This window comes from Mycobacterium paraintracellulare (assembly GCF_000276825.1).
GTDB lineage: Bacteria > Actinomycetota > Actinomycetes > Mycobacteriales > Mycobacteriaceae > Mycobacterium > Mycobacterium intracellulare.
The window spans coordinates 1,745,237-1,756,411 of sequence record NC_016948.1 but is presented as its reverse complement, the minus strand read 5'-3'; the positions used below and the strand labels follow the sequence as shown (position 1 = coordinate 1,756,411).

Below are 11,175 nucleotides of genomic sequence, written 5' to 3'. Positions count from 1 at the left end.
GGACGCCGACGTCACACCCGGCGCCGCCAAACGCACCGGGCGCGGCGCCGGATCGACTCCTGACGTTCAGCGGCGGACACCGTCTTGGTACTCGCGGGCAGCTCCTCGGCGAGGGACGCCAGCGGCACCGTGCGGATGGTCGGCAACGGCACCGAGTCGGCCTTGTAGTAGCGCGCGGTGATCAATCCGACCGTGTGGCCGCCGGCGTCGAGCCAGTTCGCGTACCCGGGATCCTGGTGCGCGATCACCGCCCGAAACACCCCGTCGTCGTCGAGCACCGCCTGATGCCCGTTCAGCGACGTTTGACGAAGGTTCCAGTCGAGCGCCTCCCAGAAGTGCGACGTGAGCTGATACTGCCAGTAGGCTGCGTTCGGCGGTGTCACCTCGATGATGACGGCCTCGTCGGGCCGGCAACGATAGATTCCCTTGCCGTACACCAGGTCTGCCCAGGCGAATTCGATGCCCACGAACTTCAGCGTGTCCGCCGGAGCGGTGAAGTACTCGTCGACGGCCAGCTTGCAGGCGGCCGGTACATTGCGAATCCAGTCGATCAGCAGTTGTAGCCGATCGGCCGATTCCGCCGAGCGCAGCGGGGGCGGCGGGTAAGCGACCCCGTCCTTCTCGATGACGAGATCGGCGGGCTCCTCGGTGTCCCAGTCGTAGTAGTACTGGCGTAAGATGATCGAGCCGGGGCCCTCGGCGATCCTCACCCAGTTGCCGGGCTGTTCGGTTGCCGAGAGCACGATCTCGATGGTGCCGTCGTCGGCGACGTCGAACTCGCTCTTGCGGTCGACGACCGTCCACTGCGCGAGGTGAGCGGTGTGTCCGCTACGGGTCTCTACGTCGAACAACCGGGCACTGCCACGCGAGCCGTAGATGCGATAGACGCCATCACCGTGTACCGCGGCGGTGTGATAGCAGCAGTCGGTCGCCGGGATCCCGTACTGCATGTAGGGGCTGATGAACTTGATCAGCCACGGGTAGTCGAAGTCCCATCCCTCGACCGTCATCATGATCGCGGACTGCATCAGGCGGGTGAGGTAACGGATTCCCTCAGCGCGCAGGAGCGGGCCGTCGACCTTGTCGTTCTGGTAGACGAAGGTGCTCAGGTTGGCCACCGCCTCCGTGAAGGCCTGCCACAGCTCACCGTGCGCGATCCTCGGGTCGTCGGCGGTGTCGATCTCCGGAATCGTCACTGATTAAACTCCTTTCGCGGCCGGGCGGCCGACTTCGGGGAAGGCATCGAGGTAGTCACCGAAGTGCTCGGCGACAAGTTCCAAGGTGACGGCCCATCGGCTCGGGTCGTAGTCATGGCTTCCAAAGTGCCCCGACGGTCGATGCGCGTCGTACCGTTCGAAGGCAGCGCGAGCTGTCGGCGCAATGGTCAGGCCGGCCCGCGAGTAGATCTCCCCGATGACTCCGTGGATGTCGTCGCGGATGGACTCATAGCCGACGTCGTACAGGTTGAGATCCGGGATCGCGGTGCGTGCGGCCAGGTTGTTTGCCGTGTACCGGCCCCAGAACTCAGCGAAGTCCGGACCAAGGGAGGTCAGGTCGATGTGGTCAGAGTTCATCCCGCGAGCGACTTCGATCAGCGAACAGTACGAGCCGAGGACGGTATGGATGTCGCGGTGGCACTGAACGAACAGGGCCCCGGGAAAAAGTTCGTGCAGCAACGCCACCTGCCCGATGTGCATCGGTGACTTCAACACCCACCGGCGCCCCTGGGCGCCACCGTCCTGCCACTGCAAGTACTGCAGCATCGTGCGCATGTACGAGTACGCGATCGGTTGGCGGCCGGCGATCCACTCGCGGTGATTCGGCAGATGTAGCCGGTGCGAAGCCACGGGGGCATCGAACGTGAGCTCCATCAGCCACAGGTCCTCGTCGGGTTCGCGTGCCTCCATTGGGTGGCGAGCCATGAACTCGGGGACCTGGCGGAGGGCCTGTTCGAATTGCTCGCCGATGGCGATTCGGGTGGAGTCGTTGCCCATCACCGGAGAGGGGTTGAGCAATCGCCACACCTCGAGACGTTGCATCCCGGGGTCGGCGGCGATGGTGCGCTGCAACTTGGACGTGCCCGTGCGGGGCAATCCCAGGATGATGATGGGCGGCTCGAGCGGCTCATCGAGTATCTCCGGGTGCTCCACCAGGTCGCGCTCGAAGCCGAGTCGATTCACCAGAAGACGCAACAGATCTTGCACCTGGGCCGCCACGCCGGCTTCGTTGAGTTGGGCGGTCCGACGCATGTCGGAGACCAAGATGTCGAGGCTGTCGACGAAGTTGGTGTCGCGGCCCCAGTCGTCGAGGCCCGTGAAGGCGGACGCCGCGGCCATCAGGTCATCGCGCTGCAGCGGCGGCAGGGCAGTCGTCATGCGGGAGACGTCTCCGCCTGGGCGGTCCGCGCCAGCCGCTCGGTGAGGGGCAGACACAGCGACGCACCGAGTTTCGTCATGTCGAGATGCGTGGAAATGTCGGCGGTTCCGTCGGCCAAAGCGTTGCGCAGGGTCTCGGCGAATGCTTCGAGGTCTGCTTCGGTCTCGCCCTCGATCTCGTAGATCGCCAGGTACTTCTGCTCGGGTCCTCCTACGCCGGGCAGCGTTTCGACGTCGTGAGCGATGGCATAGCGAGTGGCAGCGATGACACCGGGAATGGTCACCAGATCGCGAATGTGCTTGTTGGAATACCAATCATTGAAGGCCTCGTCGCTCTCCGGCGAGGTTGGTTGGGTAAACGCCAACATGATTGCGTGCGGCACGGTGCTCTCCTAACTTAATCTCCATAGCGGGGTTACTGCGACTTCAGACGACGCGCGACGTCCAGCAGACGTGCGGTCGATGCGGGAAACTCTGCGGGTCCGGTGTGCAACGGCATGATGTCGAGCAGCCCCACGAACGTCGCGCCGGCGGCGATCCATTCCTGGCCGACCTTGGCGGCCTGCTCGGCCGTGCCCCAGGTGGCGGAGCGCTCGCACATCGACTGCGGCACGCGCGCAACGATGTCCTCGGCCTCGCGGGCCGTCATGGTGAACGGCATGTAGTCACGCGAGTAATGCCACGAGGGGGGAAAGGCGCTTTGCAACCCCTCGTGTTCCCATTCGGCTTGATTCATCCGCCCATAGCTGGCCGAATACCACTTGATCTGCGGGCTGTTCTGCGCCGCGTCGATGACGCCGGGGTCCTCGTGCAGTCCGCACGGAAGCCAGACGCCGAATCCGAAGGCATCCGGATCGCGGCCGTAACTCTCGACGCGTTCCCGGATGGACGTCACCCTGGTCGCGAAGACGTCGAGGTTTGGCACGGCGTTCGGAAACGACGCCTCGATGCCGTCGGCGTACTTGGCGCACAGGTCGGTGAACTTGGGGCCGCCGCCCAGGCCCCACATCTCCGGGCGCGAGGGTCGGTAGGTGCCGATGTAGCCGTTGTCGAACGTCCACCGCTTGCCCCGGTAGCTGAACGGACCGTCGGCGTCCAGAAGTTTGCGGGTCAAGACGAGGACGTCCTCCAAGCGCCCCACTGCCTGGCCGACAGGATGTCCGAACGGCGAAAGATGCCGTGCCTCACCGAGTCCGACGGCACAGGTCACCGCGCCCTCGGTGGCCGACGCGAGGGACAGCAGGGTCCGGGTGAGCTCCGCCGGGCGAGTACGCACCGCGTCGGTCGTCATCCGCACGCCGATGGTGGGACTCGCCGCCAACGCGAACGCGCATTCGACGAACGGGTCGTGGGTTGAGTGCGCATCCGGTGCGGGAAGCCCTTCCGGAACGCCGAAACCTTGTGGTGCCCAACCAGTCAACTCATCCCACACCCAGAACTGGTCGACGACCCCGGAGGCGTCGAGTGCGCCCACGAAGTCGCGGATCCCCGCGAGCGGAGCGGTGCGGTGATTGGGAAACGCTACGGCGATCCGCGGAGTCTGCATACGCCGGACGTTAAGGGACCAAGAGTCCCGTGTCAAGGGACTGCTAGTCCCTTGACAGTCGAGCGCCGTACAGAAAGAGTCGGGTGACGTGGTCGACCACGCCGTCCCGATCGGCTAGCGTCGCTTGGCTGAAGATGATTGGGCGGTCGAAGATTACGATGGCCGCGATGCTTCCGAAGAGCAAGCGCATCGTCTGCTCGAGGCCGGTTCGGGGCACCCAGCCGCGGCGCTCGGCCTGAATCGCGGTAGTCCGCATGATCTCGTCGAAGAACCGATCGAAGTGCTCTTCGAGCCGGGTCATCGTCGACGCATCGAGATCCTCACCGGCTACCGCGATTCGGGCGATGGCGTGCCGGTGCTCGACGCAACTGTCGTAGAACAGTTCCACGATCGTGCGGGTGATTTCGTAGTCGCCCCATTCGGGGTTGCTGGTGTCGTAGGCGACACGGTAGTTTTCGAGGAATTCGACGAATGGTTGCAGTACGGCGGCGCCGAACAAGTCGGCCTTATCGTCGAAGTGCCGCCAGATGGCCGATCGTGCAACCCCAGCCTCCTTGGCGATGTCATCGGCTGTGGCGGCGGCAAATCCCTTGGCACTGAAGACTCGCTCAGCTGCCTCGACGAGCAGTTGGCGCACTTCTGCAGTGTTTCGCCGGGAGCGCTCCGCCATGGCGGTTGATCTTAGCGAAGGCTCCGAACCCGATGCGTGGCCGCGCCCGCTGCGGACGAAATATTCGACTTTTACTCTAGACTAAAAAGTGGAACGCGGGCACCGCCTTCGCGATGCCGAGCAGACGTGTCGACGCCGAAGTACATGTAGCACGAAGGGGACAACTCGTGAAGCGTGTCCCGACGGTGGTAACGGCCTGTGCTGCCGTTTTCATCGCTGAGCCGTGCGATGCGTCTGGCGCGTCTTCGCGTTCCCAGGCACGCCATCACGTCGGCCCCGGGCAACGCCCGGGGCCGACGCCAGCGAGGATCGGATCAGCCGGGGAGTAGGTAACTCGGCAGGTTGGCGTGCGAAGTACCGATCAATCCCAACCAGTTGAACGGCAGGTGGTAGACGAAGCACAGCGTCACCATGCAGAATCCCAGCACCGCGAAGTCCCGCACCCACGGCTGCAGGGCCGGCCGCCACCGTTCCACGCCAACTTCGATCGGCGACTGTCCCACCGGCCGCTCGTCGGCCTCCATGCGCGCCCATGTGAACACGCACCCCACGAATGCGACCAGGACCGACTCGTAGATCGGGAACTGATACACCTCGCCTGGCCACAGGGTCAGCGGTTCGTAGGTCTTGGCGAACGCGTAGGCGTGCGTCGTGCGGATCACTGCGTTCTCGACGATGAAGTCGAAGAGGAACTCGAAGACGAATACGCATACGAACACGGTGAACTTGCTGTTCAACCCTGGAAACCTCCGTCGCAAACGATTCGCCTCGTAGCAGGCCACGATTGCGACCCCCGCGCAGAAATAGATGTACATCGGCGGACCCCAGATCAACGACTCCGCATAACGACTTGGGGCGTCAGGATTGTGAAATGGGAGGAACCGCACCCATACGCCGCGATTGACGTTCGCACTGTTCCACGCGAAGAGGTACTCGTGCACGTTGAGGAACGCGTCTGCCACGAAGCAGACGATGCCGCCGAGTACGAACTTGCCGTCCAGGCTCAGCCGTCCCGTCTTTCGTAGCGGTACGACCACGCAGTACCAGACGAAGGCCGCCATCACGGCCAAACTGATCGCCTCGAACACGCGCAACGAGACCATCCGCCATGGCTCCATCACATCGGGACCGATCCTCGGCGCCGGATCGAACTCCTTTCCCGACGCCACCCACCGCATGACCACCTCGACGCAGATGGCGAACCACACCACACCGATCAACGCCAGGAACGTCGCGGGACCCTGGCGCCCTAGCGGCGCCGGTACGTCCTTCGGGCGATCGGCGACCTCGCGCTCCGCCTTGGCGGTCATTGACATCGTCATACTCCTTAATTTACAAATTGGGTGTTTTGTATTTTCTAATGTGAGTTTGACAACGGAGTAGGCGACTTGTCAATGTCCGAGTCGCCACGGCGGTACCCTTCCACCGTGGCGCGATCATCTCGCAACGAGCTCCGGCACCGGATCGTGCTGTCGGCACGGATGCTGTTCCGCACCAAAGGATTGCGCGCCGTCACGATGACCGACGTGGCGGCCGCCGCCGGATGTACCAGGCAGACCGTCTACAAGGTGTTCTTCGATCGGCGCGAATTGGTGCTGGCCTCCTCAATCGAACGCATCATCGAGATCGCCGACGCCGCGGCCCTCGACGACGCCGTGTCGGGAAACCTCTTCGCCGAGTCGTTCGTCGAGCTGTCCGTTCGCGTCATCGAGTCACTTCGCAACGACCGGGAGTTGTCGGACCTTTGGGGGAAGGGCAGCCCCGTAACCGCACACGAGGCACTGTGGGCACCCGAACTGATCGAGCGGGCGTTGAGGTTCTGGCGTCCGTGGCTGGACTTCGGGCGCAGTCACCGGCTGCTCCGCGACGACCTGGCGAACCGTGATCTCGCCGACTGGCTGCACACCGTCTACGCCTCCATCATTCTGCGCCGCAACATCCCTCGGCGTGAGGAGCGCGCGATGATCGAGCGTTTTGTACTGACGTCGCTCACCATGGCGAGTGGTGCCACGGGCCTCGACACAATCGCCGGCAATGCCCAGCATGTTTTCAACGCGAAATAGGAAACGATCCGAAGGCGCTCCGGATGTCAGGGGTCCGCCAAGTATTCACGACAGCAGAATCGAGGACGCCGACCAATACGGCGTCGAGGCCTGCAAGTCGCCGTAGGCCCGCCCGGGCTGGCCGACATCGCGCAAGGGCTTCTGGCCCATCGACGCCCCGTTTACCACGCCGAACCCGCCACCAGCCGCTCCGCGCACGAGCGCCACGCTCGGGGCCGTACACAATGTTCGGTTTTCAAGGGCTTTTTCCGCATATCATCTAACGATGGTTAGAAACACCGGCTCCGGGTCGACCAACGGAGAGGGCAGTGACTCGAAGTCTCAGCGGACGCGTATTCGCATCCTGGACGCCGCAGCACACGTGTTGAGCGTCAAGGGTTTCGCGGGTACTCGATTGACTGACGTCGCGGAATACGCACAGCTGCAGGCGCCTGCGATCTACTACTACTTCCCCTCCCGCGAGGACCTCATCGAAGAGGTGATGTACGCGGGGATCAACGAGATGCGGCTGCATCTGCAGAACATCCTGGATGAGCTGCCCCCCGGGACGCCATCCATGGACAAGATCATGGCCGCGGTGGACGCCCATCTCCGGCACGAGCTCGAGCTCTCCGACTACACCACTGCGTCGATCCGCAATTCGGGGCAGGTGCCCGAACATCTCCGCACACGCCAGAAGAAGGAGGAGTCGGCCTACGGCCGGATCTGGCAGAGATTGTTCAACGATGCGATCGCTGACGGGGAGCTCCGAAGCGACGTCGACCCCCGCATGGCCCGGTTGCTGGTCATGGGTGCACTCAACTGGGCGGCCGAATGGTGGAATTCGAGTCGTGGATCGGTCGACGCCGTCGTGTCCACCGCCCAAATCCTGGTCCGTACGGGACTGGCGCCCGATCGAACGCCCGCTCCGAAGAAGCGAACCCGGAAGCGCACGACGACGCCTTCGGCGTAATCGATACCGGTCCCCACCCGGCCGATTCCGCGTTTCCGGCGGTTTTGATTCTATGTTAAATTAACTGAGTGACTGAGGCATACATCATCGACGCCGCCCGCACTCCGGTCGGCAAGCGCGGCGGCGGGCTGGCGGGCGTGCATCCGGCGGACATGGCCGCCCATGTGATCCGCAGCGTCGTGGCCCGCCACGACATCGACCCTGACGCCATCGATGACGTGATCCTAGGATGCTTGGACAACATCGGATCGCAAGCCGGCGACATCGCGCGGACGGCCGCGCTGGCGGCCGGACTGCCCGAATCCGTGCCCGGTGTGACCATCGACCGGCAGTGCGGATCCGCACAGCAAGCCGTCCACTTCGCCGCCCAAGGCGTCATTAGCGGCACCGTCGACGTGGTGCTGGCCGGTGGCGTGCAGAAGATGAGTCAATACCCGATCCTGTGCGCATTTGGCGCCGGCGAACCCTTCGGCTCCGCCGATCCGTGGACGGGATGCGAGGGCTGGTCTGACCGTTACGGTGATCAGGAGATCTCACAGTTCCGGGGCGCGGAGATGATCGCCTCGCATTGGGGTCTGTCGCGTGAGGACAACGAACGCTTTGCGCTGTCGAGCCACGAGCGCGCGGTGGCCGCCATCCGCGCAGGCTATTTCGAGACTGAGATCCTGCCCTATGCCGGGGTGACGGCGGACGAGGGTCCGCGTCCCGACACGTCCCTGGAGAAGATGGCCAAGTTGCCGACCCTGGTCGAAGGCGGCGTTTTGACCGCAGGCGTGGCTAGCCAGATCTCCGATGCCGCAGCGGTATTGCTGATCGCCTCCGCCGATGCGGTGCAACGCTTCGGTCTGACGCCCAGGGCGCGCGTGCATCACATGTCCGTTCGGGGTGCCGATCCGGTGATGATGCTGACCGCACCGATTCCCGCCACCCAGCACGCCCTCAAGCGCACGGGGCTGTCCCTGGACGACATCGACGTCGTGGAGATCAACGAGGCGTTCGCACCCGTGGTGCTGGCTTGGCAGGCAGAACTCGGTGCCGATCCGGCGAAGGTCAACCCCAACGGCGGCGCCATCGCGCTGGGCCATCCGATCGGTTGCACCGGTGCACGTCTGATGACGTCGATGTTGCACGAACTCGAGCGCACTGGCGGTCGCTACGGCTTGCAAACCATGTGTGAGGGCGGCGGGCAAGCCAACGTGACGATCATCGAGCGGCTCTAGCGTGCAGCGCACTCTGTACACCGAGGATCACGAAGCCTACCGCGACACCGTCCGCGAGTTTCTGAATCGGGAAGTCCTTCCGTTCCACGAAGATTGGGAACGGGAACGCTGGATCGACCGCACGGTGTTCGCGCGGGCTGCGAAGGCCGGCATCTACGCACTGCAGGTCGGCCACGAATACGGCGGCGCGGACGAACCTGACTACCGTTACCGAATGGTGGTCTGCGAGGAGGTGGCCCGCGCCAACACCCTGTCGTTCGGCGTGACGATCAGCCTGCAGGACGACTTGGTGCTGCACTACTTGGTCGACCTCACCAACAACGAGCAGAAGCGGCGTTGGTTACCGGGGTTCGCGGCCGGCGAACTCGTCGGTGCGCTCGCGATGACCGAACCGGGCGCCGGCAGCGATCTTCGGGGGATCCGAACGACCGCACACCGAGATGGCGACGACTGGATCCTTAACGGCCAGAAGACCTTCATTTCCAGCGGCATCATGGCCGACCTAGTCATTGTGGCCGCCCGCACCGGTGAGAAGCTCAGTCTGTTCGTGGTGGAGCGGGACACTCCGGGCTTCGAGCGGGGACGCAAACTCGACAAGATCGGACTGCCCGCACAGGACACTGCAGAACTGTACTTCCGTGACGCCCGCGTGCCGGCTGAGAACGTGCTCGGGGAACTAGGCCAGGGTCTCCGCTACTTGATGAGCCACTTGCCTCGTGAGCGGCTCGGCGTCACTGCAGAGGCGATCGCCACCACGCGCGCGATCTTCGAGTCGACGGCCGAATACTGCCGTCAACGTCAAGCATTCGGTGCTCCGCTCACGGACAAGCAGCACATTAGATTCGAACTCGCCGAGATGCTGACTGAGATCGACGTGGCGCAAACATTCGTCGATCAGTCCGTCATCTCCTACAACGCCGGCGAGCTGACGCCGGTGGATGCCGCCAAGGGCAAATGGTACGTGAGCGAACTCCAGAAGCGTGTCATCGACCGCTGCCTGCAGCTGCACGGCGGATACGGCTATATGACCGAATACCCGGTCGCTAGGGCCTATTTGGACACCCGGGTCAAGACGATCTACGGAGGCACGACCGAAATCATGAAGGAGATCATCGGCCGCGACATCGCGGGAGCCTGACGAATCCTTCGATCTACCGCCGCCTGACCCTCTCCTTCCGGTCAGGCGGCGGTTTCGAAGTGCCGGGTTATGAGTCGCCGCCGCTGATCCCAGTCGGCGCAACGCAGATCGACCGCGCCGTGCTCGGTAACGATCACCTCGACGTCGTAGGCCGGCGTCGACGCCGGCCTAGTGAGCCTCTCTACGAACGTGGATCGGTTTCCGAACCGGGAGGGCACCGCGATGATGGACAATCCGCCTCGGCTGAGTCTTGCGGCGTTGCAGTAGTCGGGGTGGCCTCCGATGCCGCCGACGACGGTGTCTTTCACGCCTTCGACGTTGACCTGACCGTAGGGGTCGATCTCGATTGCCGTATTGACCGCGACGAAGGGGACGCCCCGCGACAGGCGGGTCTTGTCGTGGCTGTGGTCCAACCCTCGCAGGATGGGCTTTCCCTCGGACCATTCGTTGAGCAGACGGCTACCCAAGAGATAGGTGGCGGAGGGCATCCCGGCGAGCAGCCCGCGCCGGTCGAGATCGACCACCGCATCGGTGAGGAGCCCGGTATCGATTTGCAGGGGCGCCTTGGTGCGGCGCAACAACGCGGTGCCCAGTTGTCCCGGCCCGTACTGAAGACGCACGCCCGGCGGCACGAGCTTCAGTACCTCGTCGGCAAGTGCTTCGTGAATCGGTTCGGGCTCGCGAGGGGCGAGCTCCCAGGGGCCTCGAGCTGTGGTTGCGATCACGGTGACCCGCTGCGGGTCGACCGGCGGCTCCGCACTCGCGGCCGGCGCGGCCTCGTCGACCACCACCCACACGGGCACTCCCTCGTCAAGAAGCATCTGTTGCCATGACACCTCAGTGCCGAATTGCAGGGTGCCACCGCGACGCACCATTCTCGTGATGAGCACGTCCGGTCGCGCCGGACCAGCGAGGACGCTTGGCACGGCGGCCAAGGACGTGGGCAACAGGACGGTGTTGCCGTCCTTGGCGACGGCCCTGACGCCCCAGCCCGGCATCAACGCGACGACCCGATGGAACGCGCTGGTGTCGATTCCGTCGAGCGGGGCGGGAGTCCAGCCGAGCAGCAGCGTGACGTCGCCGCGCTCGCGGGCGAACGCGCTGACTGTCGCGGCGACCGACGTCCCGTTGTCGCTCCCCGTCAGCGCCCCGACCCCGTCACCGAAGGCGAGCACCATGCCGGGTCGGGCGACGTGGCGTAGACGGCCGAC

At 64.3% G+C, this 11,175-nt stretch carries 12 protein-coding genes; 4 read left to right on the top strand and 8 right to left on the bottom strand.

The window, feature by feature from the left end; translation table 11 throughout:
• Positions 1-11: 11 nt before the first annotated feature.
• The 6 genes from OCQ_RS08270 to OCQ_RS08245 form a co-directional block, all read right to left on the bottom strand.
• Positions 12-1,196, bottom strand: coding sequence for a DUF1214 domain-containing protein (locus OCQ_RS08270; protein WP_014384257.1), 1,185 nt, complete (start codon positions 1,194-1,196; stop codon positions 12-14).
• A 3-nt stretch (positions 1,197-1,199) separates the two neighbouring features.
• Positions 1,200-2,375 carry a sulfotransferase family protein gene (locus tag OCQ_RS08265; RefSeq protein ID WP_014384256.1) on the bottom strand — a complete coding sequence of 392 codons (1,176 nt, stop codon included), beginning with the start codon at positions 2,373-2,375 and terminating at the stop codon, positions 1,200-1,202.
• The gene (locus tag OCQ_RS08260) at positions 2,372-2,758 is read right to left on the bottom strand and encodes a DUF4286 family protein (protein WP_051019716.1); all 387 of its coding nucleotides are present in this window, start codon (positions 2,756-2,758) and stop codon (positions 2,372-2,374) included. The genes OCQ_RS08265 and OCQ_RS08260 overlap by 4 nt, the downstream gene beginning before the upstream one ends.
• A 32-nt stretch (positions 2,759-2,790) precedes the next feature.
• Positions 2,791-3,921, bottom strand: a complete 1,131-nt coding sequence (locus OCQ_RS08255; protein ID WP_014384254.1) for an LLM class flavin-dependent oxidoreductase — start codon at positions 3,919-3,921, stop codon at positions 2,791-2,793.
• A gap of 43 nt (positions 3,922-3,964) precedes the next feature.
• Complete coding sequence (locus OCQ_RS08250; RefSeq protein ID WP_080587996.1) at positions 3,965-4,591, bottom strand: TetR/AcrR family transcriptional regulator; 627 nt, start codon at positions 4,589-4,591, stop codon at positions 3,965-3,967.
• Between the two features lie 314 nt (positions 4,592-4,905).
• Positions 4,906-5,913 carry a spirocyclase AveC family protein gene (locus tag OCQ_RS08245; protein ID WP_014384252.1) on the bottom strand — a complete coding sequence of 336 codons (1,008 nt, stop codon included), beginning with the start codon at positions 5,911-5,913 and terminating at the stop codon, positions 4,906-4,908.
• Positions 5,914-6,018: 105 nt separating this feature from the next.
• Between OCQ_RS08245 and OCQ_RS08240 the strand changes: the two genes are divergently transcribed.
• A complete protein-coding gene (locus tag OCQ_RS08240) occupies positions 6,019-6,654 on the top strand; it encodes a TetR/AcrR family transcriptional regulator (protein WP_232065573.1) in 636 nt (211 codons plus the stop codon).
• Between the two features lie 45 nt (positions 6,655-6,699).
• Here OCQ_RS08240 and OCQ_RS26725 read toward each other — a convergent pair whose 3' ends face one another.
• Positions 6,700-6,852, bottom strand: coding sequence for a hypothetical protein (locus OCQ_RS26725; protein WP_162130196.1), 153 nt, complete (start codon positions 6,850-6,852; stop codon positions 6,700-6,702).
• A 163-nt stretch (positions 6,853-7,015) separates the two neighbouring features.
• Here OCQ_RS26725 and OCQ_RS08235 point away from each other — a divergent pair, with 163 nt between their 5' ends.
• The 3 genes from OCQ_RS08235 (at position 7,016) to OCQ_RS08225 (ending at position 9,964) form a co-directional block, all read left to right on the top strand.
• Positions 7,016-7,606, top strand: coding sequence for a TetR/AcrR family transcriptional regulator (locus OCQ_RS08235; RefSeq protein ID WP_014384249.1), 591 nt, complete (start codon positions 7,016-7,018; stop codon positions 7,604-7,606).
• 68 nt (positions 7,607-7,674) lie between these two features.
• Positions 7,675-8,826 carry an acetyl-CoA C-acetyltransferase gene (locus OCQ_RS08230; protein WP_014384248.1) on the top strand — a complete coding sequence of 384 codons (1,152 nt, stop codon included), beginning with the start codon at positions 7,675-7,677 and terminating at the stop codon, positions 8,824-8,826.
• Position 8,827: 1 nt separating this feature from the next.
• Positions 8,828-9,964, top strand: coding sequence for an acyl-CoA dehydrogenase family protein (locus tag OCQ_RS08225; RefSeq protein ID WP_014384247.1), 1,137 nt, complete (start codon positions 8,828-8,830; stop codon positions 9,962-9,964).
• A gap of 41 nt (positions 9,965-10,005) precedes the next feature.
• Here the strand turns inward: OCQ_RS08225 and OCQ_RS08220 are convergent, their stop codons facing one another.
• On the bottom strand, positions 10,006-11,142 hold the full coding sequence (locus tag OCQ_RS08220) for an acetyl-CoA hydrolase/transferase C-terminal domain-containing protein (RefSeq protein ID WP_014384246.1): 1,137 nt from the start codon (positions 11,140-11,142) through the stop codon (positions 10,006-10,008).
• Positions 11,143-11,175 lie beyond the last annotated feature (33 nt).

Bases quoted from the DNA above. Each gene is read 5' to 3' on its own strand.
- OCQ_RS08265 (WP_014384256.1), bottom strand. From the start codon at position 2,375: ATGACGACTGCCCTGCCGCCGCTGCAGCGCGATGACCTGATGGCCGCG.
- OCQ_RS08255 (WP_014384254.1), bottom strand. From the start codon at position 3,921: ATGCAGACTCCGCGGATCGCCGTAGCGTTTCCCAATCACCGCACCGCT.
- OCQ_RS08250 (WP_080587996.1), bottom strand. From the start codon at position 4,591: ATGGCGGAGCGCTCCCGGCGAAACACTGCAGAAGTGCGCCAACTGCTC.
- OCQ_RS08245 (WP_014384252.1), bottom strand. From the start codon at position 5,913: ATGACGATGTCAATGACCGCCAAGGCGGAGCGCGAGGTCGCCGATCGC.
- OCQ_RS08220 (WP_014384246.1), bottom strand. From the start codon at position 11,142: ATGGTGCTCGCCTTCGGTGACGGGGTCGGGGCGCTGACGGGGAGCGAC.